This window comes from Rhizobium sp. LjRoot254, assembly GCF_964254105.1.
Lineage (GTDB): Bacteria > Pseudomonadota > Alphaproteobacteria > Rhizobiales > Rhizobiaceae > Rhizobium_E.
Genome location: NZ_CAXUSM020000001.1, coordinates 160,853 through 184,995 on the forward strand (window position 1 = coordinate 160,853; position 24,143 = coordinate 184,995).

Consider the following 24,143-nt stretch of genomic DNA (forward strand, 5'->3'; position numbering starts at 1 on the left):
CTTCATATCGGTTGGATGAAGCTCTGAAGGCCTCAAGCCTTGGGTTCGATCGCGCCGCCGGAAATCTTGGCGCAGGTGCCGGCCGGCACGTAGATCCAGGCATCGCCCTGTTTGTCGGCCGTCGAGGTGCCGGCGCAGGAATGGGTGGCCGTCTGGCAATCGTTGAGGCCAGCCTTGACGACGCCATAGCACTTCTCGAATGAGAATTCGGGCTGTGCAGCGGGGCCGGCGAAAGCGCTGGAGGCAGCCATGGAGGTCATGGCAGCAAGGGCGGAGCCGATGAGGATTTTGGTCGAGTTCATGGAAATGTCTCCTGTTTGAGGTTCGATCAAACCGCTTGCCGGCTTGACTGGAATTACTTTCCCGTAATCCCGGCGATGTTTGAAATGCTGTTGCGGCATGGTTTCCATGCGCAGCGATGGGTTGCCGAACAGGCAAAAAAACGCCCCCTCGGGCGGGAGGGGGCGAGATGGCGTGCCGGGAGGGAACGGGCGGGACGAAACCGGCTACGCGGGGGAACTACTCGTAAGATCAGAGATATCGTTCGCGGATGTCGACGGTCGATCGCTTGCCGATGTCCTGGTAATTGGCAAGCAGCCACATGTCCGCGCATTCCCGGCCGCGGTCGCGCAGATCGACCAGCGCACCCCAGTCGGCATTGAGCTTGCTCGATACGGAGAGGCTCTTCATCGTTTCGTCGTCCGAGATGCCATGAACGAAGACGCGTTTCAGGTTGCTGGAATTTTCCGGCGAGGCATCAACCAGGTCGGTGACGAAAGCCACCGCCCGCATTTCCCGCAGCAGCGACGAGTTGAAGCTGATCTCGTTGATGCGGTTGAGGATCTCGGAAGCGGTCCGCGGCACTTCGGCCCGCTCGATCGGGTTGATATGGACGACCAGCACATCCGGCGTGTCGCAGCCATAGATCAGCGGGAAGATCGCCGGATTGCCCATATAGCCGCCATCCCAATAGGATTCGCCATCGACTTCGACAGCCTGGAACAGGAAGGGCAGACAGGCCGACGCCATGATGGCGTCGATCGAGAGTTCGTCATTGCCGAACACCTTGACCTTGCCAGTCCTGACATTCGTGGCGCAGATGCTGAGTTTCACCGGGCAGCGCGCCATGCGGATCGCATCCATGTCGACCGATTGTTCCAGCACCTGGCGGAGTGGATTGAAGTTGAACGGATTGAACTGGTAGGGCGACATCAGCCGCGTCACCATGTCGAACATCATGAAGGCGGGAGAAAATTCCAGCGCTCGCGATCCAGCCAACTTGTCGAAGATCGTCGGCTGCAGAGGTCCGGATGCCGATGCGTGACTGACGCGCCGCCAGAAATTGGCAAGCGCGGTCTGGGCCCCGCTGCGACCACCTTCGGCCAGGCCATAGGCCAGCACGGAAGCATTCATGGCGCCGGCGCTGGTTGCCACGATGCCCTCGAAAGAGAGGTTCGGTTCGTCGAGCAGCCGATCGAGCACCCCCCATGTGAAGGCGCCGTGGGCACCTCCACCCTGGAGGGCAAGATTGAGCATTCGCGGCTCCCGCTTGCGGGAGGCGACAACGGCACTGTCGGCGGTCATTTTCTTCACGTCTGCGTGCTTGTTCATGTCAGTCACTCCCCGATTTGCCCTGATTGATATGTTCAATGCGCCGTCCAGCCGCCATCGACCGGAATGGCGGTGCCGGTGATTGAACTTGCGAGATCGCAGCAAAGGAAGACGCTGAGCGCGCCCATTTCCTCGACGGTCGCGAACCGCTTGGTCGGTTGGTTCTTGAGAAATACGTCGCGGATCACAGCATCGCGGGCGATGTTGTGCGACTTCGCCTGGGCATCGATCTGCTGCTCGACGAGCGGCGTCCAGACATAGCCGGGGCAGATCGCATTCGACGTCACGCCGAACTCGGCGCCTTCGAGCGCAATCGATTTCGTAAAGCCCACCAGACCGTGCTTGGCGGCCACATAGGCCGATTTGAAGGGTGAAGCGACAAGGCCGTGGGCCGAGGCGACGTTGATGATGCGGCCATAGCCGCGCTCGCACATGCCGTCAAAGGTCGCCTGGACGAGATGGAACGCGGCCGACAGGTTGATCGCCATGATTGCATCCCACTTCTCGGGCGGAAATTCGCCGATGGGAGACACATGCTGGATGCCGGCATTGTTGATGATGATGTCAACCTGACCGAACCGGGTGTGAGCGCGCTCCACCATCATCATGATGGCATCGCGTTTCGACATGTCGGCGCTGTCATAGGCGACATCGACATCGTTGCCCTCGGCCATCTCGGCGCGCAACGCCTCGATCTCGACCGGATTACCGAAACCATTGAGCATGACCGAGGCGCCCGCCCTTGCTAGAGCATGAGCAATGCCGAGACCGATGCCGCTTGTCGAGCCTGTTACGATCGCCGTGCGGCCCTCAAGCATCTTGCGGCCAGCTAGGGCTTCAGTTTCGCTATCCAGTAGGTTGAGCATCCCATTCTCCATTTTTCAGGCACCACTGCGTGTGGCTTCCCGTTCAAAATGGCGCGACCCGCATCATAAGAGAAATGCCGCTGTCGAATGGAATTGATAATTCAGCGGCATTGGCAGAAGATGGCGCACGGGGCCAGGATAGATGCATCGGCACTTATGTAATCGTTCGGGGAGCGGATATGGATATCCATCACATCCGGTATTTTCTGGCCGTGTGCGAAACGCGCAATTTCACGCGTGCGGCGCAGAACTGCAATGTCACCCAGCCCGCGCTGAGCCGAGCAATCCAGCAGCTCGAAGACGAGGTCGGCGGTCTATTATTTCGTCGCGAACGGAACCTCACGCACATAACCGATCTGGGCAACCTGCTGCGGCCGCGTTTCCAGCAGGTGCAGGATGAGTTGCTGGGCGTCAAATCCGAGGCATCGAAGTTTCTCTGCCTCAACGATGCCCATCTCAAGGTCGGCATCATGTGCACGATCGGACCGCGCCGCTTCACAGGTCTACTGACGGACTTCAACATGCGCCACAAGGGCATTCAGCTCCAGCTTGTCGAGGGCATTCCGGCCAAATTGTCGGGATTGCTGGAGCAGGGCGAGCTCGATATTGCGATCATGTCGAGCGCAGAAAATTTTCCCGAACGCTTTGATGTGACTCCGCTTTTTCGGGAACGTTTCATGCTGGCCTTTCCGGCCGGCCATCGCCTCAGCCAATACGATGCCATCCCGATCGCGGCGATCGATGGAGAGATCTACCTGCGCCGCGTCAATTGCGAATATTGGGACTATCTCACAGATCTCTGTGACGCCCAGGGCGTGAACACCATCGTCTCCTATTCGAGCGAGCGCGAGGACTGGATTCAGAACCTTGTCGCCGGGGGCCTCGGTATCTGTTTCATTCCGGAATACAGCGCAGTCGTGCCTGGCCTGCAAGTGCGGCCCGTCGCCGAGCCGGAGGTAACCCGCGAAGTCTGCCTGGTCACCGTAGCTGGCCGCCGCTTCTCTCCCGCTGTCTCCGCCTTCGTCGGCGCTGTCAAATCCTACGGTTGGGCAACGCTGCCAAGCCGTTCGCATTGAATCCATAACGATACAATGAACTGCGTTCCGTATCCCGCCGATGCGGGCGCTTCCGCACGTCCTGCGTTCCACGATAGCCTCAGGCTATGGAATTGAGAATGAGGCGGCATTTCTCATTCGTCATCACCTTCTCCATGCTCCCTGTCATGCCCGGCGCGAACATTTCGTCCGGGCCCAACAAGGAGAACTCTGATGAAATTCGAACTCAATGCCAAGCGGCTGACGCTTGCCACCCTTCTCGCCCTCGCTTCCTTCACCGCAATCCCGACCGGCCATGCCTATGCCGGCGAATGCCCGGCCGACGAGGTTGCTGCAAACGGCATGCAGCCCGGCGAAATGATGCCGAAGGACGTGACCGACGAGCTCATCTCCTCGATCGATCTCAGTTCGAAGGGCGATGCCTGGAAGAACAACACGTTGCGCTTGCGCAAGCTCGTCGTGCAGCCCGGCGGCGTCGTTCCGTGGCATTCGCACGAGGCCCGCCCTGCCAACATCGTGATCATTTCCGGCTCGATCACCGAATATAGCAGCACCTGCAAGGTGCCGATCGAGCACAAGGCCGGCGACGCGACCGCCGAATCCGGTCACCTCTCGCATTGGTGGAAGAATAATGGCAGCGAACCGGTCGTGCTCTACTCCGCCGACATTCTGCCCCCGGCAATGGATGCCAACGAAGCCATGTGAGGCTCTCCCCAGGCTCACGGAAAGGCGTCTCCGGCCTCGCTCGGCCGGAGACGCGGCACCACATCATCCAAACGTTGGAGCGATCGCCATGACCGGCATCGAGCATGTTCTCAATCCGCCGCGCACGAATTTCGGCTCCGCCGCCGCCGACGGCTGGCGCTTTGCCGTCATCGCGCTGATCGCCTTCCTGACATTGGTTGATCTCTTCGCCGCACAGGCGATCCTGCCGACGCTGGTCGAGAAGTTTCAGGTCAGCCGTGGCGCCATGGGTTTCGCCGTCAATGCCAGCACGTTCGGCATGGCGGTCGCGGGGCTCGGTATCGCCTTTTTCGGCAGCAGAATCGATCGCCGCAACGGCATCTGGATCAGCCTCGCGTTGCTTTCGATTCCTACGACGGCGCTTGCCTTCACCGACGATTTGAGGGTTTTCACCATACTTCGCGTCGTCCAGGGTCTCTGCATGTCGGCGGCGTTTACGTTGACCATGGCCTATCTCTCCGAGCATTTCACACCGGCCCAGGCAGCAGGGGCGCTGGCGGCCTATGTCACCGGCAATGTCGCCAGCAATTTCTTTGGCCGCATTCTCTCTGCCGCCGTAGCCAGTCTCGGCGGGCTTGAGATCAACTTCCTCACCTTCGCAGCTCTCAACCTCGCTGGCGCGCTCCTTGTCTGGCTCACGCTCAAAAAGACATCGATGATGATGCAGACTAGCGAGGACGGCTCGTTCAACATGCGCCGCTGGACCTATCATTTTGCCGATCCTGAAATGCGCTGCGTCTTCGCGATCGGTTTCCTCATCCTCTTCGTCTTCATCGGCACCTTCACCTATGTGAATTTCCAGCTCGTGGCTCTCGGCCTGTCACCGATGGCGCTCGGCCTCGTCTACCTCGTCTTCCTTCCGTCCATGCTGACCACGCCGATGGCCGGTAGGCTCGCAAACCGCATTGGGGCAAAACGCGGGATCATCTCGACGATCGCGCTCGCCATTGTCGGCCTCGCCGCACTCCTCAGCGTCAGCTTGCCTTTGGTGCTTACAGGGCTTGCGCTCGTAGCGATCGGGACATTTCTCGCTCAGGCGATCGCAACCGGACTGGTCGGCCGACGCGCGATCGCCGACAAGGCGGGTGCCAGCGGCATCTACCTCGCATCCTATTACACCGGCGGGCTCGCGGGCAGCCTTGTGCTTGGCCAGGTCTACGATCATGTGGGCTGGCCGGCCTGTGTCGGCGTGCTGGTTGCGGCGCTGCTTGCGGCAATCGTGATCGCTCTCCCCATCGGCTCCGCGCTCAGTCCGTCCCGGCGATAATCCAGAGTCATCGAAACCCACATCGAACGGCATTATCCATGCCGGACAGCTACTGCGACAATCCAAACGTATCCTCCAACCCAACAAAGGAATGAAGAAATGCCCAGGTTTATCAGTCTATTATTTGCATTCACCGTGCTGATATCCGCTGCTCTCGGCGTGGCATCCGCTAGCATCGCCCAAGCGGGAAAACGTGACGGCGTCGTCACGGTCAAGAGCCGGTATTCGGTCAGCGAGACCGCCAAACGGATCAAGGCCGACATCGTCGAGAAGGGCATCATGCTGTTCGATGATATCGACCAAGCCAAACTCGGCATTGCCGCCGGCAATAATGTCCGGCCGTCCCGTCTGATCCTGTTCGGAAATCCCGCTTTGGGCACCACCTTTATCACCGCAAACCCGTCGTCGGGCCTGGATTGGCCGGTGCGCGTGCTTGTCTATCAGGCGGAAGACGGTTCAGTTCGTGTCGCCTATACGGATTTTGACTGGATCGCGCGCCGCCACGGCATCACAAACCGCAAGAAGCAATTAAAAATGGCGACGGAAGTCATCAAGGCCGTCACAGCATCCGTCCAGCAATGAAGATGCGGCTGTATTCGGGCGGCCCCGAGTTCGACCGGATATGACGATCCAACTCGGGCTGGAAGGTCGCCTCTGCAGGCGACCTTTTTGGCTGTAGTTGTCTGTCGTTACGATCTCAGCCAGTCGCGATAGCCAGTACCGGATCGTCAACTTGAGCTAACCTCAATAGGTCATCGCCAAACCGAGATGCGCACCTTCTCCGCGATACCCAGTGGTTATCGAATGCAAAGCCAGATGGCATTTCAAACCCTCGCTTGTCTCCGCCATCCTGCCTGCATCCGGCGCGAATTCTCGCGCCGACTCCAGCAAGGAACCAATCATGACGAAGCATACGATTACCGCTGACTTCCACAAAACCTACGAAATCAAACGGGCGGGTGATGATTGGAGGTTCACGGACAGGTTTTCCGTGTCAGGCGATATGTTGGGCATACACGTTGCCGCAAAGTACGATAATACCAGGATCGCCCTGGGCGGAAGAGCTTCCGGTAAACAGGCGGCACTCTATACCGAAGCCGACGACGTCGATATCGTTCTCGCCGATACCAGCAAATTGACGGGCGGGTACGGCATTGTGGCGACCGGCAATCACCTCGACGTCGTAAACGGAGGCCAGATATCAGCAAAGCTTGCCGGTGCTGTCCTGACGGATGACTCCGGGGCGTCTTTTCGCAACGCAGGCGATATCAATGGAACATACGGCGTTGTTTTCTTTTTTGGAGCGAGCAGTGCTGCCAATGCCGAACTCATCAATGGCAGGGGCGCACGGATAATCGCGCTGGAAAATGGTGTCCAGATTGGAACATCTCCCGGGACCAGTGCTCGGATCGAAAACCATGGCAGGATCACAGGTGGGACGCACGCTATTTCGGGCGGAGATGGCAACGAAATCGTGATCAACGACGGCACGATGAAAGGCGAAATCGCACTCGCTGGTGGCGACGACCGCTTTGACAATCGCCGCGGTATCATTGTCAATACGGATAGCGGTGTGCGTGGGGAAATGGGCAACGATACGCTGGTCACCGATAGCGCCACGGTAAAGCTCATCGAGGCGGTGGATCAGGGAATTCACGATACCGTCAGATCGACCGTGAGTTACACGCTTTCGGAAAATGTCGAAAACCTTTTCCTTCTCGGCTCCAGGAATACGAGCGCGACCGGCACCGATCTGGAAAATATCATCCATGGCAATTCTGGCAACAATGTCATCAACGGATTGTCTGGACTGGATGAACTCTATGGCCACAAAGGCGCGGACATGCTGACCGGCGGCGGCGACGGCGATATTTTCCACTTCTTGACCGGCGACGGCCGTGACACGATCACGGATTTTGCGCACGCATCTGACAAGATCGATATCTCCGGCTGGAAAGCGATTTCAGGCTTCGATGATTTGATGCAGAATCACCTCGAATTCGCGAACGGCGACGCCATCATCACCGCGGGCAAAGATACCCTGACTTTGAAGGGCGTTGCCGAAGCGGACCTTGACACAGCCGACTTCTTCTTTGCGGTGTAGCACGGGGGTCGCTTCGAAGACGATGCGACGCGTCAAGATAGCGACCGAGGTGATCGAATCCGTCACTTCCACGTTCAGAGAATGACAAACCGAGACCTCGGGCGGAGCGACCGCCCAAGGTGTATGCTGAGGGCCAGATCGCTTTTAAATTTTGAATATTGCCTAAGCTCTGGAGATGACCTCTTGGGCCAATCCCAGACCTTGGCGCCGAGTACCTAAATGTCTGCTTTCGCGGTGGATGTCCTAACAGCAGACTGTCTGCCGTCGGCCCCCATCCCGAATTTGCGCGTTCTTACAGCGGCCAATTGTGGCCGCAGGAGAACTCAGATGGGTATCGCACAATATGATACTGCTGCACTGGGTCGCCCGGCTTGGAACACGAGTCGGAAAGTCGGCGTAAAGAAGCCTCTAAAGCAGCGGCAGATTTGGGCAATTCGTTTCCTTCTCGATAGAGAAGGGCGCATGCGAGACCGAGCGTTGTTCGATCTCGCGATCGACAGCAAGCTACGAGGCTGCGATCGGGTTAAGATCAAGATCGGAACCCTCGTCACAGGCCAGGAGATCCGAAGCCGCGCCATGGTTGTCCAACAGAAAACCGGGCGTCCTGTACAATTCGAGATCACGGCGGACGTCAGGGCAAGTTTGCTTGCGTGGCTTGAACGGAGAGGCGGCACTATCGATGACTTCGCCTTTCCCAGTAGGATCGATCATGCCGATCATCTCAGCACTCGCCAATATGCCAGATTGGTCGATGAGTGGGTCACCGCGATTGGTCTACGCCGGGAAGACTACGGCACGCACTCGCTCCGACGCACAAAGGCAGCGATGATGCACAAAGCCACTGGCAATCTCCGTGCGATCCAGATCCTGCTCGGACATACGAAGATCGAGAACACGGTCAGGTATTTAGGCGTGGACATCGAGGATGCGCTGGAACTGGCAGAGCATACGGAGATTTGAGAACATGTGGCCCCGCGAAGCGGGGCCGTTCGTCTCGATACGAGCGGCTATGCGCCCCCATCTCGGCCATAGAGGCCATTATCGGCCACGCCTGAAAGCAGACGTCGCGTACCCCGTGCGAGGAGACATCCAGGGTGGCCCCCTTCGGTTATAGGCCTTGTTCAATACCGTGAGGGCCTAGAGGTCGAAATTGATCGGCGTCATGACAACGTCACGAATTGTCATACCACGTAGCGGGGTTAGCACGAACGTCATGACATCGGCTAATGCGCTGCCTTTCCCACAGGCTATCGATCGCCGAATTCTGCTGCGGCAAAGTAAAAAACTGCGAAGTTTTGATGTGATATGCCGATCGGGAGCGTGAAGGACACGGAATTGCCTCGTGGGCATGTGATACCTCGGCAGGAGTGGAACAGGTATGCCTGACTGGATGCGATGCCAGCGCGCAGAAGCTCCATGGGCTGGAGAATAACACCGTGTCCCGACCCTGCCGCGGCCCACGGAGCTTCGCCGCTGTCCATGGTCAGTTCTCCTGAGATCGGGATCGTGATTGGCCCTCGGGATAACTGAAGCTCCAATGCGTTCTCAAGCCCGTACGGGCGGCCCCGCCATCGGGACGAGGCCGCCCGCGGTAGTCGGACTAGGAGGAGGGTCCGGCCACCCTTCGACCGTCCTGGTCGAAGTAATGCGCGTGGCCGTCCCTCGGTGATATCCTCAACTGGTCGCCCGGCTTCAATGTCGGCGTCCCGACCAGTCTAAGGGTCAGATCACCGACGTCCGAGTCCAGGTAAGCAATCGCTTCGTTGCCAAGTTTCTCCACAACTCGCACGGCGGCGCTCCATTTGGCGGAGTCGCCGACCTCCAGATGCTCCGGCCGTATTCCGATGGTCGCCACGCCCATCGCCTGCGCGGCGGCACCCTTGATCAGGTTCATTTTGGGCGAGCCGATGAAGGTTGCGACGAATTCGGTTTCCGGCTTCTCATAAAGTGTCAACGGATCGCCGATCTGTTCGATGCGGCCCGCATTCATGACGACGATTTGGTCCGCCAGCGTCATCGCCTCGACCTGGTCATGCGTCACATAGATCATTGTCGCCTTTAGTCGCTGATGAAGTTCGGCCAGTTCGACCCGCATTTGCCCGCGCAACGCGGCGTCGAGATTGGATAAAGGCTCATCAAACAGAAACACCTTGGGATCGCGGACAATCGATCTGCCGATTGCCACACGCTGCCGCTGTCCGCCCGACAACGCCGATGGCTTGCGATCGAGCAGTTTCTCGAGCTTCAACACGCCAGCCGCATAGGCGACTCGCTTCTCCCGTTCCTCCTTCGGCATCTTTGCTAGGCGCATGCCGAAGTCGATGTTCTGGCCGACCGTCATATGCGGGAATAGTGCATAAGACTGAAACACCATCGAAATCCCGCGCTTCGACGGCTCTTCATAGGTCACGTCGGTGCCACCGATCGCAATGGAGCCGCGCGTCGGCTGCTCAAGTCCGGCGATCATTCTCAAGAGGGTCGATTTTCCACATCCAGATGGTCCGACGAGAACCGTAAACGAACCATCTGGCACATTCAGGTTGAGGTCTGGGATTATCTCAAGCGCACCGAACGTCTTGTTCAGCGAACGAATTGTCACGTCAGTCATGCCGATATCCTCCGATTGGCAAAGTTTACGTATCGACCATCAGCCCTTGACTCTGCAGTCAGGCTGCACCCTTTCACAGCGGTTGTCTGGACATGCCTTGATCGGAATCGAACTACAGACCCGCAATTCGAACGGGATCGCCGCAGCGGCTTGATGCGATCTAACCCTGAGCATCAGACAACGAAGTCTTCGCACCGCCGCTCCGTCCGATGCTAGTCGTCGCCTGATGCAGACTAAGCCAGTTCGATGATGCTGCAGCCATAGGCAGGAAGCCTCATGCGGCCTGTCTTCACCTGCGCGTCAACGAGCAAATCGGTCCCCTTTGGAATATTCGGCACGTCTGCCGGCTCGCCCAGCGTGTTTAGGATGAACAGCAGGCGGCGGTCCTTGTTCTCGCGCATGGTCGCTTCGACGCCGGCCGGCGTGTCGGCGATGAGCGGCACGATACCGGCGGGCGCCAGCACCTGATCGGCCAGCACCTCGACCAGAGCATCGGTGAGGTACGTGCCGAGGTAGATCACATTGCCCTTGCCGACTTTGCGCGAAGTCATCGCGGCTTGGCCCTCGGCGAAGCGGCTGGCCCAGCTGCCGATAACCTTCGTGCCGGGGGCGACGTTAAGCAGCTCATAAAGATGCGCCGCCGTCACCTGCGTATTCCCGATCTTTAGCTCGTATTGGCGGTTCGCCGACGTCGCCGGCAGCTTCTTGCGCACCGTGTTGGCGCCGAAGCGGCCGCCATGCTCGAACAGGCCTTCGCCGCCGATCGGCGTCAGCAACCCGAATTCCTCGACCGTGACCCCGGCCAGCGCCGAGAGCGTCTTGCCCGGCGAGGTGTCTCGGATGACGTGGTTGTTAACGTCGCGCGATCCGGTGCGGCCGCCCAGGATTACCGTTCCACCCGCCTTAGCGAAGGCCTCGATCCGCGCCGTCCATGCATCGGTCCATTTCAGCCAATGCGGCACGTAGAGCGCCTTGAGCTTGCTGAGATCATCCTCGGGATGGATGAAGCCGCAGGCGATGTTGTGGCGGTAGCAATAGCGGTGCAGCAGCGTCGCATCGTCCTGCGGGCTCGGCATGCCGATGGGGTAGGAGCGGTGCATCTCCTGATTGTCGAAATCCGATCCGGCGATGCCCAAATCCATGCGCACATGCGTGCCGAGGATCTTGTCCTTGAGCGCCGTGACCTCACCCGCAAACTGCTTGGCCTCGTCATAGCGCCGCCGCGGGATGTCGTCGTGATCGATGATGCCCATCCAATAGATCTCGGCGCCGAAATGCGCCGGCCGCCAGCGGAAGAACATCACGCCATCGGCGCCGCGCGCGACTGACGTATAGGCCATGCGGCGCATCTCGCCGGGTTCGGGCGTCAGCGTCGAGATGTTCGGCTGGGCACCGAAGCCCGATTGCTGCTCGGGCACGATGAAGTTGCCAGTGAAGCCGCGGCAGATGTCGAGATGCAGCGCCTGCACCTCGCCGACGCCGCCGACCCGCTGCATCTCGTCATAGAGATGCGGGTAGATATCGAAGCCGAGAAAATCGAGATCGGTCGAGAACTCGCCGCGGAAGTCGATGTCGTCGATCCGCCCCAGATTGTGGAAGACGAACCAGTCTGGATTGGTGGCGCGCAGGATCAGCACCTGATCGTGCTGGAACCGCGCCGTGACGAAGGCGAGGAAGCGGTGATAGTCGACCACATGGGTAGGCCCGACCGGGGCAGGGGCGTAGTCGAGGGGCAGCACCACTTGATCGAAATTGTCGTAGGCGGTGGCCCAGAAATGCCCGCCCCACGCATTGTTGAGCGCGGCGATGGTCTTGTACTTGTCCTTGAGGAAGGCCTGGAACTCGGCCAGAGTCACCGGACCGTAGGACAGCGATCCAGAGGTATTGAGCTCATTGTCAGTCTGCCAGCCGATGATGTGCGAATTGCCGCGATAATGCTGGGCCATCGCTTTAGTGATGCGCTTCGAATGCTCGCGGAACACTCCGCTCGCCAGATTGGCGTGCTGGCGCGAGCCATGGCTCATGGCGCGGCCATTGGCATCGACCCGCAACACTTCGGGATAACGCGCCGTCAGCCAACGCGGCGGCGTCGCCGTCGGCGTGCACATGATGGTCTTGATGCCAGCCTTGCCCAGCACATCTATGGCGCGGTCGAACAAATCGAAGTCGAACGTTCCCTCATGCGGCTCGATAATATGCCAGGCGAATTCCGCAAGTCGCACCACGTTGAAGCCCGCGGCGGCCATGCGATCGGCGTCGCGCTGCCAATAGCTCTCATCGACATGCTCCGGGTAATGCGGGGTACCGACGAGGAAAGTATCGGTCGCGATCGGCCGCCAGACAGAGAGCGGCGCGGATTTCGAGGCAGTCGTCATAGTCGGAAAACTCCAGGCAATAGTCTATTTGATGGCGCCGGCGGTGAGGCCGCCCTGCCAGAACCGCTGCAGCAGCAGGAACACTACGATGACCGGGATGATGCTGACCAGCGCGCCGGTGATGATGATCGAGAACAGCACCTGTCCGCCGCCACCGCCCTGCTGCGCGAGCTGATACCAGGTCGCAAGGCCCACCGTGATCGGCTGATACTCCGGAGAGCGCAGCACGATGAGCGGCAGGAAGTAATTGTTCCAGGTTCCGACGAAGGAGAGCAGCGCCACGGTCACCATGCCCGGCGCCACCAGCGGCAGCACGATAGCGCGGAAGATCACGAACTCGCCGGCGCCTTCGATACGCGCTGCGTCGAGCAGTTCGTTGTCGAGGCCCTGCTCCATATAGACGCGCATCAGATAGACGCCGATCGGCGAGATCATCGAGGGAAGGATCACGCCCAGCGGATTGTCGCTGAGTCCCGAAAGCGCCAGCAGCAGGAAGGTCGGCACGACGAGGGCCGTCTGCGGGATCATCACAGCGCCCAAGACCAGCGCAAACAGCAGATTGCGGCCGACGAATTTGAATTTGGCTAACGCATAGCCTGCCGCGGTAGCCAAGATCGCGGCACCGAGGCCGGCGACGGTCGAATAGAGCAGGCTGTTGAACATCCAGCGCATGAAGACGCCGTTGTCGCGCGCCAGCAGATCGCTCAGATTCTGCCAGAGATTGAATTCGGTGCCGAAACCGAAGCCGAACGTGGTGAACAGGTCGCCATTCGTCTTCGTTGCCGATAGGACCAGATAGACCAGCGGCATGAAGCTGTAGAGGAGGAACAGTGATAGCAGCAGCGTGAGCATGATCCGCGAGCGCCGCCGCTCTCTGCGCCGGCGCTTGGCAGCTTCGAAAGTGGCGGTGTCGGTGGTCGCAGTCATCATTGCTCCGGCCGACGGCGGTTGGTGATCAGGGTGAAGATATAGGAGGCACCGGCGATCACGATACCAAGCACGAACGAGACGGCGGCCGCATAGCCATACTGCTGGTTCGAAGTCGCCAGCGAATAGGCATAGAGGTTCGGCGTATAGCTCGAATTGACGGTGTTTCTGGCAAGAAAGCGCATCAAATACGGCTCATTGAACAGCTGAAGTGTGCCGTTGATCGAAAAGATGATGGTGAGCAGGATCGCCGGCCACAGTAGCGGCAGCTGGACCAGGCGCGCAAATTGCCAGGGCGAGGCGCCCTCGACCCGCGCGGCCTCGGCGAGGTCCGACGGGATCGCCTTCAGCGCGGCGTAGTAGATCACCATGTTGTAGCCGACATATTCCCACGTCACGATATTGGCCAATGAGAAGATCATCGCGCCCGGCGACAGGAAGTCTGGCGGAGGGAGGTTGAACGCCTTGGCCATCTGCGTGAACGGGCCGAAAGTGGGGCCGTAGAGATAACCCCAGATGATCGTCGCGATCACGCTCGGCACGGCGTAGGGGAGGAAGAAGCCGAGCCGGAAGACGCCCTTTGCATAGACCTGGCCACGATCGAGCACGATGGCGAACAACAGCGCCAGGCCCAGCATGATCGGCATCTGCACGATGCCGAACAAAACGAGGTTCCACACGCCGCCCCAGAATTTGGCGTCTCCCATGACCTTGATGTAGCTGGCTGCACCCGCGAATTGCCGTCCGCCCACCAGCGTGTCACGGTAGAGGCTTATATAGAACGCATAAACCAGCGGCGCGACGATGAAGGCGATAAACAGCAGCATGAAGGGCGCCAGGAATAGATAGGGCGCGAGCGTTCGTGACGTAAAACCGCCCGATCGCGCTGGGCGCGTCGCTGCGGCTGGCGAATTCGACAATGCCATGGTCCCCCGTCCGGCAAGATGAAAAGATCGGGCGCGCCGATCAAGCGCGCCCGGCCGTTGCCCGGGAGAAGTCAGGCTACGGTGAAGCCTTGTTCCTTCGCGTAGGTGACCACGGCGTCCTGGATGCGGTCGAACGCATCCGACAGCGTGCCCTTGCCGCCGATCGAGGCGCCGAATTCATCGGACATCGATTGGTACAAGAAGCTCTGGAACGGGCTCCACTCAAATGGCGTCACGGCATTCGCCGATTTGGCGAACACTTCGTTCACCGCCTGGCCGCCGTAGAAATCCATCTTGTTGCCCGCCCATTCCGGGCTCGACAGCAGCGCGGAGGTACAGGGGAAGAAGAATTGCTTGGTGGTGTAGAGCATTGTGGCTTCGGGATTCGTGCACAGCCAAATCGCGACTTCGGCGGCCTCGGGCAGATGCTGGGTCGCTTTCATCACGGCCAGCGATGAGCCACCCCAATTGCCGGTCGCGAACTTGCTCGTGTCCCACTGCGGCAGATCGGCGGCACGCCACTGGCCCGCGCTGGTCTTGGCGAACGAGGTCAGGAACACTGGACCCCAGCCCGCAGTGAGCCAGGTGGCATAGCGGCCCGTGTCGAGACCGGTGTACCACTCATTGTTGAACCCCGGCTTGGTCTCGATGACACCCGCGGTAATAAGGTCCTGCCAATAGGCGGCGAAGTCCTTGGAAATCTTGTCGTTGATGTTAATCACGAGCTTGTCGCCATCGCGGCTGACCGGCTTCCAGCCCATCGGCCACAGCAGAGCAGTGACCCAGTCGCCTGAGCTGAACAGCGCGTCGGTGATGAACACATTCGGATCGGCCGCATGGATCTTCTTGGCCGCATCGGCAAACTCGGCCCAGGTGGTGGGCGGCGTGATCCCCTGCTTGTCGAAGATGTCCTTGCGATAGAGCATCGCCATTGGACCGGTATCCTGCGGCATGGCGTTGACCACGTCGCCCTTGGCCACCTGCTTCCACGTGGCTTCGGGGAACTCGCCTTTATGGGCATTGGCGTACTGGCCGATGTCGGCGAAGGCGTCGACCTGGCGGAAGCTCTCGAGGTGCTGGTATTCGATTTGGACGACGTCGGGCAGGCCGCTGCCCGCCTGCAGGCCCGCGCGGACCGCCTGATACTCCGGGTCGCCCTGGCCGGCATTCACGAGTTCGATCTTGATGCCCGGATGCGCGGCGTTGAACATGTCTACCTGAAGCTGGAGATCCGGCACCCACGACCACACAAGCACCTTGACGGGCTCGGCACCGCGAACTGCCGCTGGCAGGGCCGCTACCGCTGCGCTCGCGCCCGCAACTTTCAAGAAGTCACGGCGATGCATTGTCCGCCCAAGCGGATTGAAAATCTTCATCATTGAACTCCTCCCACGAAAGATACGCTCCCACGGCGCATTTTCTTTCAGTTAGAAAGTTAATGCAAGTTTCAGTCCCTGTCAATCGCGATCGATTGATCCTTAGTCGGCCATCACGAGGCTGTCGGCAGGGTTGAGCGTCGTCGCATCGAGCACCAGGCGCACCGCTCCAAGCACGATGTCGCGGTGCCCCAGCGCGCCTATCACGAGGCGCGGTGGGTCGTACACATTGCCCTTGAGGCGATGCCGCAGCACATCGAGCACCAGATCACCGCCGCCGACGACCCGGCCCGCCAGTACGATGATTTCGGGGTTCATGAAGGCAGCAACACTGCCCACCGCCATCGTCGCATAGTCGAGCAGTTCGGTCACGACTGGCGCGATTTTGCCCGCCTGCCGGTCGGTGACGGCAGCCAGGGTGAGCTTCCCCGCCGCATACTGCGTGTTGGCCTCTTCGAGCATCTTGGTCGCCTGTTCGGGGATGCCGAAAAAGCGCAGCGATTGCTTGTCGCCCAGATGTTCGAACGGCCGCCCGGTGAGGAGGGGGTCATCGAGATACCATCCGAGCTCGCCCGCCGCATGCGAGTGCCCGCCATAAAGCTTGCCGTCGATCACGACGCCCGCGCCGGCACCGGGCCCGATCGAGAGGCTCACGACGCTGTCGGCGCCACGCCCGGCCCCGAATCCCCATTCGCCCAAGGCGGCGAGGTTGCGCCCGTTCTCGACGACGATGGGCATCTGAAAATGTTCGCTAAGCCGCGCCTGCAACGGCATGTCGCGCCAGCCGAGCCCGAGCGTCAGCACCACTTCGCCCTCCGGCTGCCTGACGATCGAGGGCAGGCCAATGCCGATGCCGCGAATGGTCTGGCCGCGCGGGCGGGGGGCCGCCATCAGCCGGCGGATCAGGCCGACCAGCTTTTCGAAATTGCGCTCGCCATCATCGTCGGCCGTCTCGTGCATTTCTGTCTGCACGACGCCTTCGAGATTGGCCACGGCGCCGTAGAACTCGCCCTTGCCGGCCTCGATGCCGATGATCGCATGCGCCGCACCGCGGAACTTGATGCGCGCCCGCGGCCGGCCCCGTGGCGTCTCGTCGAAGCCGTCATAGGCGACCAGATCCTCGGCGATCAGATCCTCGATCACGCGCATCACCGTGGGCAGGCTGATGTTCAGCCGCTCGGCGAGGCTCGATGGTGAAATCACCCCTTCGGTGCGGATCAGATCCACTGCGGCCGACCGGTTCAGGCGACGCAAAAGGCTCGATGTGGTTGACAGTCGCTGCATCGGACAGGCCAGTTTCTACTAGGCCGGCGCACCGGCAACGGGCGTCGGCATAAACCAAAACTGCTCGCGAGTCCGTCTTTTTTTGCTGCTGGGTCGTTCGGCCTCACGCCGCCGCGCCGGGTGGCACGAGCGATTGCGGCTGCGGTTCGATGATCGTCCGCCGCTCCGGAGTCAGCCGCGCCAGCATCCCTTCGCTGATCCTGAACGGATAGCGCAAACGCCCCAAGCTCGGGCCGTAGCAATAGACCGCCATGCGGCGCTGGCCGCGTCCAGGTCCGCTGCAAGGACCACCACCTCAGCAACAGCTTCTCGCTTTGCAAGGACGCCGAAATTTGGGCGCGTCGAATTGAGCGAGAGATCGACTTGGGTTATAAACCCGCCCCACAGCACATGGACGAGATCGAGACGGTCTCCGACCTGATCGACCTACATATCGCGGGATATGGTGGAAGTTGGCAAGGAAATCGGTCGTTCCAAGGGGTTCAGTCTCGATTTGCTGCGAGCGAGGGCCGACGAAGCCGAACAATCGGAGATTGCCGTCGAACAGGTACGTGGTAGACGTAAACGTCTGCTCCCTTCCCGCCGACGCCAGAAGCCGCCAGTCCGCAAGCGGCCCCAAATCGGTCATTTGTTCCCTGCCGTAGCGATGTCAGCTTCAGGTGAATTTGAGATAAGGTGCTTTTGTCATCAACAGGTCGTCGGTTCGAATCCAATCAACCCCTTCACTCTTTAGCATACGGACGCGGAAATAGTTTCCGCGTCTCCAGCCATTAGGCTTTCACCTGCCTGGCACGAATCCGAAGGTCTGGAAGCCCGTCAGGGCAGCGCCGTCGCCTTCCTGGGTCGCCTCGTTGTGAGGCGACCCTCGTTTCTTGAGGTGATCAGAGCCGGCCCTCTGCGAGCAGTTCGCGGGTCCGCTTCAAGGTCGACAGCAAGGCGGCTTTGTAGCCCCGGTCACTGTCGAACTGCGTCTGCTCCGCCTGCTCCTCGGGGCCATCAGGCTCCTTGTCGCGCAGGCCGAGGTAGCAGTAGAATTTGAGCTGCAGGGCGCCGGATTCGTCCTCGAACAGTTCATTGATGATGGCGCCTTCGCGCGGACCAGTAGCCTGGAAGAAGGTGACCTTGCTTTGTGGCTCGAGGGTGATGATCTCACGCAAGTCGGAGCCGGCGATGGTGGCCTCGCGCACGAAATGGGTCGCGCTTTCCTCGACGACGTCGCAGCGTGTGCATAGACCTGGTGGAAGGAACTCGCGGGCGTCGCGTGCCTTCAGTTCCAGGCCCTTCCAGACTTGCTCGCGGGTGAGCTTTGTTTCGCCTTCCGGATTCACGGGGACGGTGGCGGTTGAATAGATCATGGCGACGGTCCTTGTTTGGAAATTGTGGGACGGCTTTGCCTCAGACAGCGACTGCGGTTTCCTTGGCGAAGTTGCGATAGGTGCGGAGCGGCCGGCCGAGAAGTGTCGTCAGGCGCTGGACGTCGCCGCCCTCTGGCAACATTCCATCAGTCAGGAAACGCTCGCCCATCATCCGCATGTCGTAAGCCATCCACGGCGGCATGAACTGCTTGAGGTTCTGCTCGAAGGCGGCAGTATCACCGCCGCCATAGTTGATCTGGCGGACAAGAACGTCCGACCAGATGGTGGCGATATCCGTTCCGGTCAGTGTGTCGGGGCCGACAAGGTTGATGCGCGTGAGAGGAAGCGGCTGAGCGGCCCGTTCGCGACGCAGTAGTTCGAGGGTAGCGATCTCCGCGATATCGCGAACGTCGATCATGGCGAGACCTTTGTCGCCGACCGGCATGGGGTACACGCCGTAGCCGGTGATGGCGTCCTTGATCATCAGATCGTTCTGAATGAAGTAGGCCGGACGCAGGATGGTCGCGTGCATGCCCATCTGCTCGATCATCCGCTCGACGCCGAATTTGCCGGCGAAGTGGGGCACATTCACGTAGGCGTCAGGGTGAATCACCGACAGGTAGACGATGCGTTCGATGCCGGCCGCAAGGGCAATGTTGAGGGCGACCAATGCCTGGGTGAATTCGTCCGATACCACGGCGTTTAGCAGGAAGAGCGTAGACACGCCGTCGAAGGCGCTACGGAGCGAGTCAACGTCGAGGAAGTCACCCTTAACGACAGAAACACCCGACGGGAAGTTGGCTTTGGAAGGATCGCGGACAAGTGCGCGGACGTCGGCGCCGGCGTTGACGAGGTGCTGGATAACTTGGCTGCCGATATTGCCGGTGGCGCCGGTAACGAGAATGGTCATGAGAGTATCTCCGGGTTTGTTTGCTTGACGCCCCGAATATGGACGGATCATTATCGATCCAATAGACCATCAATTTAGACGATCCGTCTCACGACTGGAACACTCATGGATCTCCTTGCACTTAGCGATTTCAATCTTGTTGCTCGCCATGGAGGGTTCGGCAAAGCAGCTCGCGCCACCGGCCGGCCCAAGGCGACCCTGTCCCGGCGTGTCGCCGAGCTGGAAACCGGTCTCGATCTGCGGCTGTTTGAACGGGGTGCGCGTAACCTGAAACTCACCGAGGAAGGACGAGCGCTGTTCGAGCGGACGGGTGCGTTGCTCGCCGAACTGGACGAGACGGCTTCGGCGATTGCCTCGGGCGGTCAGAGGCCCAAGGGGAGATTGCGGATCAGCGCGCCTTTGCATTTTTCCCAGACCGCGATGGGGAGGATTGCCGCAGGCTTTGCTCTCAAATATCCGGAGGTGAGGCTTGAGGTGACGAGTGAGGACCGGCCCGTCGATATGATCGAGGAAGGCTACGATCTGGTTATCCGGGTCAATCCAGATCCCGACGAAAGCCTGGTCGGGCGGGCGTTTCTCCGTGACCGCCTGGTGGTCGTGGCGAGCCCCGATCTTCCCCGCCCGACCGGCGGGCACACCGCTCCCGGCGTTGCGCGCGGAGCAGGCGATCGGCAAACATGGCAGGTGAAGACAGCCAGCGGCCGGGCGACCATCAAGATCGAACCTGTGCTCACCTTGGCGACACTCATCATGGTCCGGGATGCGGTGCGCGCTGGCGTCGGTGCAGGACGTCTTCCCATTTCGCTGGTGAGCCACGACCTCGCGGATGGCACATTGGTCAATTGGGGAGACATCGACGGCCCCGAGATCGCACTCTGGACGCTCTATCCGTCCAGGCGGCTGCTCAGCGCGCGCGTGTCGGCATTCGTGGACTTTCTAAAGCAGGCTTTTCCAAATGGGACACCCGACGAACTTGCCGCCTATATTGGCAGGTGATCGGACCGGGCTCTGCTGGACGTCGATAATTGAGGTCAGGATGACGGGCGGGAAATCGGGGAGGCCTGAGTATGCTTTTGGCTCCACAAATCGGGTCCTGCAGTCGAGGCAGCTCCAGCGAGTTCAAATTCCTTGGTCGAGGGTCGAGCCACGACTCATCACCGATTTTGACGCTGTCGGTGGTGTGGGACATCAGGACTTCATCCACCATCTGGTTCCCGAAACGACCTCGATCCACAAATCCGGCCATGACATGATCATTGATTTCGGTGACGGCGACACGCTGACGCTGCTTGGCGTGAAGCCCGGCCAGATCGACGCTTCGGACTTCTTGGTGAACTGACCCGAAGCCGTTGCATCAGCGCAGCCCACAGGGCGGGCGCCCCGATGAGATTTCGGTGTTGCAAGGAATATATTGCGTCGCACAAGGAAATACCGCAGTATACTTCCGCGTATGCTCTCAAAATGTAATACTATTAGAAGTTTTTGCTATCTATTCTTGTTTTCTAATTGACATGTTCAACGCGTATTGTACTTTCAGTTCGCGACCTAAAGGTCAGGCCCAAGAAAAAAAGGGGAGGGTGCCTTGCCTGCTCTCATAAGCACGTTGTCTCTCGTTGCCATAAACCGAAACGAGCGCGGCTGTTGCCTGCGAATGTGACGCAATCGGCGTCCCATCACATGGCTCACCAAACAGCATTCGCTTGATCGGAGAATTTTTCATGACAAAGCAAGTTGTCGAATACCAGGGTGTCCCAGTCGGGGTCCTCCTTCCGCGTGATGGCTCTCTTGCCTTCATGGCAGTCAAGTACGACGTCATGGAACTCGATGGCAGGAGCTTTTCGTCGCCCACCGAGGCGCGCGATGCCGTCAGATCCCACCTGACTCAGCGTCTTTCCGTTGCAGCCTAGGTTCGCACTTGGGTTCGGAGCGCTCTCGAAAAAATTATCAATAGCGATGGATTGGTAGTTCCACGCCGATCAGCGATCCTTGATCGTGGCCGGGGCGGCGCCGGTTATTCCTAGATCGCAGCCGGTCCGGTGTGGTATTCAATTCCAGAAAAGCCAAACGGTGCCGATCGTTACCAGCGCCGCCAATGCGCCTGCAAGGAACGAAAGGTTCGGCCGGCGCTCCACATTGTCCTCCTTGGGAGGATGCTTATTACATCCCGATCTGGGCAGATTAACATGCTGAGGAGTTTGTGGTTTCTTCGGTGCAGCCGGGGTCAACCGTCGAGGCCGATGGCGGTGGCGCAGCCATGGAAGATCCTGTCAATTGGCCGACGGCAATGGGCAAACGGGTTCTGATATGACGGCTGGCATTAGTGGGCATCGTCAGACTGAAACTGACACGTTGGTTAGCTTTCCCTATTTCGCCGGATCCTCCTATACGGCCCAGTCCAGGCCACTCACCTATCTAAACATGCTCACGCCAAGTTTGTTTTAGGCCTGTTTCAATTTCAGAGAATAGGACAGCCACGCGATACTCTACGGCAATTTCGTCCGCATCGCCTTCAGCCTTAGCCAGCCTGTTACAAATGACCGCCTCGAGCCCTTCATGGAAGGAGGTTTGCATGGCTATCCAGATATTACCTTCGACAGTTTTGAAGATCTGCTCGCTCCCCGAAAGGGTCGAGCGCCATTTTCATTTGGCATATATCTCGGTCAGAGACATGTCGGTGATCCTGGTCGGTAACTGGGCCGTCATTTAAGCTCCAGAGACAAGCGCAGTCGGAATGCCATGGCTCACAAGTCTTGTGATCTCGCTCTGCGAGGCTTCCTCGGTATAGAGGACACGGACAGTCGAGCCGGCGTCTGCCAATGCGTGCGCTTTGGCAAAGGCTTCCTCGAATTCGAGTGGTTCAGTATTCGGAGCTGATGCGCTTTCGTCCACGAGGTAGAAGCGCGCATCGCGTATGTCGCCGGTCATCACCAAAACTCCTTTGCTTGAATCTCGGCCTCAAAGTTATCCGACCGATTCAACGCGTCGAGTGGCTAAAGGATGCATCCCAGGCGGCTTTCATTTATATCGGGTTGGATTACGATCAGCCTCATTGTTCCACTCGCTGGCTGACTACATGGACCTGGATATGCGGATGTTTGAATAGTCCGGTCTACGAGACCGGCGACCTCAGGGTGCGGTAGCATGGCATTACAGTTCGACATGTTTTTGGACGACGATGGCCAGCAGCCGCCAAAGCGCGGTCGTGGCTTGGCTTCGACACGGCGCGTTCCGGTCGAATATTCCGAAGCTGATATGGTCCAGCATCTCACGGAGACAGGCCGGTATCGCATTTTGAGCAAGCTCGAGCCGAGAGCCGTCGCCGAGGTCATTCGTCCGGAGTTCCCGCTCCGCGGTGTCATTCTCGACACCGAGACCACCGGCCTCGATCATCGCAAGGACGAAATCATCGAGATCGGCGCAATCGCCTTCACCTTCAATGCCGCCGGCAATATCGGTGATGTCACCGGCATCTATAGTGGGCTGCAACAGCCAGGCATTCCGATACCGGCCGAGATCACAAAGCTCACCGGCATTACCGACGAGATGGTCGCGGGCCAACTCATCAATACGGCGGCGCTGCACAACCTCATCGAGCCCGCCGATCTGATCATCGCCCACAATGCCGGTTTCGATCGGCCGTTTTGCGAGGCGCTCTCGCCGATCTTCGCCGACAAGGCCTGGGCATGCTCGAACTCGGAAATTCAATGGTCATCGCGAGGTTATGAAGGCACCAAGCTTGGATATCTCATCGGGCAAGCGGGCTATTTTCACGACGGCCATCGCGCCGCGGACGACTGCTTTGCGCTGCTCGAAGTTCTGGCGCGTCAGGCGGAAGGCACTGCCGAGACAGCATTTGCCGAACTCTACCAGACCAGCCAGCGGTCGCGGGTTCGCATCTTCGCCGAAAACAGCCCCTTCGACATGAAGGATCATCTCAAGGCGCGAGGCTACCGGTGGTCGGATGGCAGCGACGGCCGGCCAAAATCCTGGTGGATCGAGCTGCCTGAGGAGGCACTTGACGAAGAGCTGCATTATCTCCGCTCGGAGATCTATCGTTGGCCGGATGCCGACCCACCGATCCGACGGCTGACGGCTTTTGACCGGTTCAAAGCCTGAGGACGCTATAGCGCAAGATGAAGCCTGCACCTCCTCCCGCGGCAGGCTTTTTCATTTTGGAGAGGCGTTCAATCGCTAGCGCCAACTTGATATAGTTCGGCGGAAAAAATTCGCACCGCTTAGTTGCCCGAATTTCCCAAAGGTTGCCGGGCTGTAGACCAACCGATCAGACCGTAGGCGTGTGGCAGACCACTTCGATGTTGTGCCCATCCGGATCAATGACAAAGGCGGCATAGTAGTTTGCATGATAGTGCGGGCGCAGACCCGGCGGACCATTGTCTCTGCCGCCTGCTTCCAAAGCGGCGCGATGAAATGCGTCGACCTGTGGCCGGGTTTCAGCCATGAATGCGATGTGAAGATGCGCCGGCTTTTCCTCGGTTTGAAAGAGGCATAAGGATACCGGGCTTTGTGGGTTGCTCAGCTCAACGCCGTAGGATGGCGATCCTTCCGACACGGAGGTTACACCGAGAGGCTTCAGCGCCTTGAGATAGAAGGCTTTGCTTCTCGCGTAATCGTTCACTCCGAATTTCACATGATCGAACATATATTCTCCTAAGGGAGCCGTCAGCGCTCGCCCCATGCCGAAAGTATGTAATTCAGACTCAGATCCGATCGTGAC

The 24,143-nt window shown here is 59.5% G+C and carries 24 protein-coding genes; 10 read left to right on the top strand and 14 right to left on the bottom strand.

All coding sequences use genetic code 11. The annotated features are described in order from the left end of the window. Nucleotides 1–32: 32 nt before the first annotated feature. The 3 genes from ACSQ26_RS00810 to ACSQ26_RS00820 form a co-directional block, all read right to left on the bottom strand. Nucleotides 33–302 (bottom strand): BufA1 family periplasmic bufferin-type metallophore, encoded by a 270-nt coding sequence (locus tag ACSQ26_RS00810; protein ID WP_436005343.1) that lies wholly within the window; start codon nt 300–302, stop codon nt 33–35. A gap of 229 nt (nt 303–531) precedes the next feature. Further along, complete coding sequence (locus ACSQ26_RS00815) at nt 532–1,611, bottom strand: patatin-like phospholipase family protein (protein WP_436005345.1); 1,080 nt, start codon at nt 1,609–1,611, stop codon at nt 532–534. A gap of 35 nt (nt 1,612–1,646) precedes the next feature. Continuing rightward, on the bottom strand, nt 1,647–2,477 hold the full coding sequence (locus tag ACSQ26_RS00820) for a 3-hydroxybutyrate dehydrogenase (RefSeq protein WP_436005347.1): 831 nt from the start codon (nt 2,475–2,477) through the stop codon (nt 1,647–1,649). A 179-nt stretch (nt 2,478–2,656) separates the two neighbouring features. Here ACSQ26_RS00820 and ACSQ26_RS00825 point away from each other — a divergent pair, with 179 nt between their 5' ends. The 6 genes from ACSQ26_RS00825 (at nt 2,657) to ACSQ26_RS00850 (ending at nt 8,607) form a co-directional block, all read left to right on the top strand. Beyond that, nucleotides 2,657–3,553, top strand: coding sequence for a LysR family transcriptional regulator (locus tag ACSQ26_RS00825; RefSeq protein ID WP_436005349.1), 897 nt, complete (start codon nt 2,657–2,659; stop codon nt 3,551–3,553). Between the two features lie 192 nt (nt 3,554–3,745). After that, nucleotides 3,746–4,237: a cupin domain-containing protein gene (locus tag ACSQ26_RS00830; RefSeq protein ID WP_436005351.1), complete on the top strand. Its 492-nt coding sequence runs from the start codon at nt 3,746–3,748 to the stop codon at nt 4,235–4,237. Nucleotides 4,238–4,325: 88 nt separating this feature from the next. Continuing rightward, a complete protein-coding gene (locus ACSQ26_RS00835; RefSeq protein ID WP_436005353.1) occupies nt 4,326–5,543 on the top strand; it encodes an MFS transporter in 1,218 nt (405 codons plus the stop codon). Between the two features lie 99 nt (nt 5,544–5,642). Then, on the top strand, nt 5,643–6,125 hold the full coding sequence (locus ACSQ26_RS00840; RefSeq protein WP_436005355.1) for a DUF302 domain-containing protein: 483 nt from the start codon (nt 5,643–5,645) through the stop codon (nt 6,123–6,125). A gap of 319 nt (nt 6,126–6,444) precedes the next feature. Then, nucleotides 6,445–7,647, top strand: a complete 1,203-nt coding sequence (locus ACSQ26_RS00845) for a calcium-binding protein (RefSeq protein ID WP_436005357.1) — start codon at nt 6,445–6,447, stop codon at nt 7,645–7,647. 327 nt (nt 7,648–7,974) lie between these two features. After that, nucleotides 7,975–8,607 carry a tyrosine-type recombinase/integrase gene (locus ACSQ26_RS00850; protein ID WP_436005359.1) on the top strand — a complete coding sequence of 211 codons (633 nt, stop codon included), beginning with the start codon at nt 7,975–7,977 and terminating at the stop codon, nt 8,605–8,607. A gap of 640 nt (nt 8,608–9,247) precedes the next feature. Here the strand turns inward: ACSQ26_RS00850 and ACSQ26_RS00855 are convergent. The 9 genes from ACSQ26_RS00855 to ACSQ26_RS00895 form a co-directional block, all read right to left on the bottom strand. After that, nucleotides 9,248–10,255 carry an ABC transporter ATP-binding protein gene (locus ACSQ26_RS00855; RefSeq protein WP_436005361.1) on the bottom strand — a complete coding sequence of 336 codons (1,008 nt, stop codon included), beginning with the start codon at nt 10,253–10,255 and terminating at the stop codon, nt 9,248–9,250. A 233-nt stretch (nt 10,256–10,488) separates the two neighbouring features. Continuing rightward, on the bottom strand, nt 10,489–12,630 hold the full coding sequence (locus tag ACSQ26_RS00860) for a beta-galactosidase (protein WP_436005363.1): 2,142 nt from the start codon (nt 12,628–12,630) through the stop codon (nt 10,489–10,491). Nucleotides 12,631–12,654: 24 nt separating this feature from the next. After that, the gene (locus tag ACSQ26_RS00865) at nt 12,655–13,557 is read right to left on the bottom strand and encodes a carbohydrate ABC transporter permease (RefSeq protein ID WP_436005365.1); all 903 of its coding nucleotides are present in this window, start codon (nt 13,555–13,557) and stop codon (nt 12,655–12,657) included. Continuing rightward, entirely contained in the window at nt 13,557–14,483 is a 927-nt protein-coding gene (locus ACSQ26_RS00870; RefSeq protein WP_436005367.1) for a carbohydrate ABC transporter permease, read from the bottom strand. Before ACSQ26_RS00870 ends, ACSQ26_RS00865 begins: the two co-directional genes overlap by 1 nt. Before the next feature lie 71 nt (nt 14,484–14,554). Next, nucleotides 14,555–15,862, bottom strand: coding sequence for an ABC transporter substrate-binding protein (locus ACSQ26_RS00875; RefSeq protein ID WP_436005369.1), 1,308 nt, complete (start codon nt 15,860–15,862; stop codon nt 14,555–14,557). Between the two features lie 99 nt (nt 15,863–15,961). Beyond that, entirely contained in the window at nt 15,962–17,143 is a 1,182-nt protein-coding gene (locus ACSQ26_RS00880) for an ROK family protein (protein WP_436005371.1), read from the bottom strand. Between the two features lie 103 nt (nt 17,144–17,246). After that, a complete protein-coding gene (locus ACSQ26_RS00885; protein WP_436005373.1) occupies nt 17,247–17,396 on the bottom strand; it encodes a hypothetical protein in 150 nt (49 codons plus the stop codon). 628 nt (nt 17,397–18,024) lie between these two features. Further along, a complete protein-coding gene (locus tag ACSQ26_RS00890; RefSeq protein WP_436005375.1) occupies nt 18,025–18,498 on the bottom strand; it encodes an SRPBCC family protein in 474 nt (157 codons plus the stop codon). Nucleotides 18,499–18,538: 40 nt separating this feature from the next. Further along, entirely contained in the window at nt 18,539–19,408 is an 870-nt protein-coding gene (locus ACSQ26_RS00895) for an SDR family oxidoreductase (RefSeq protein WP_436005378.1), read from the bottom strand. Between the two features lie 105 nt (nt 19,409–19,513). On the opposite strand from ACSQ26_RS00895, the gene ACSQ26_RS00900 reads away from it, so the two are divergent. From ACSQ26_RS00900 to ACSQ26_RS00910, 3 genes are all read left to right on the top strand, one after another. Next, the gene (locus ACSQ26_RS00900; RefSeq protein WP_436005380.1) at nt 19,514–20,404 is read left to right on the top strand and encodes a LysR family transcriptional regulator; all 891 of its coding nucleotides are present in this window, start codon (nt 19,514–19,516) and stop codon (nt 20,402–20,404) included. A gap of 184 nt (nt 20,405–20,588) precedes the next feature. Further along, nucleotides 20,589–20,747, top strand: coding sequence for a hypothetical protein (locus ACSQ26_RS00905; RefSeq protein WP_436005382.1), 159 nt, complete (start codon nt 20,589–20,591; stop codon nt 20,745–20,747). 379 nt (nt 20,748–21,126) lie between these two features. Next, nucleotides 21,127–21,315: a hypothetical protein gene (locus ACSQ26_RS00910; protein WP_436005384.1), complete on the top strand. Its 189-nt coding sequence runs from the start codon at nt 21,127–21,129 to the stop codon at nt 21,313–21,315. Between the two features lie 796 nt (nt 21,316–22,111). Here ACSQ26_RS00910 and ACSQ26_RS00915 read toward each other — a convergent pair. Further along, nucleotides 22,112–22,333: a hypothetical protein gene (locus tag ACSQ26_RS00915; protein WP_436005386.1), complete on the bottom strand. Its 222-nt coding sequence runs from the start codon at nt 22,331–22,333 to the stop codon at nt 22,112–22,114. 216 nt (nt 22,334–22,549) lie between these two features. On the opposite strand from ACSQ26_RS00915, the gene ACSQ26_RS00920 reads away from it, so the two are divergent. Further along, the gene (locus ACSQ26_RS00920) at nt 22,550–23,524 is read left to right on the top strand and encodes a 3'-5' exonuclease (protein ID WP_436005388.1); all 975 of its coding nucleotides are present in this window, start codon (nt 22,550–22,552) and stop codon (nt 23,522–23,524) included. 166 nt (nt 23,525–23,690) lie between these two features. On the opposite strand, the gene ACSQ26_RS00925 is transcribed toward ACSQ26_RS00920, so the two are convergent. Then, nucleotides 23,691–24,068, bottom strand: coding sequence for a VOC family protein (locus tag ACSQ26_RS00925; RefSeq protein WP_436015038.1), 378 nt, complete (start codon nt 24,066–24,068; stop codon nt 23,691–23,693). Between the last annotated feature and the right edge of the window lie 75 nt (nt 24,069–24,143).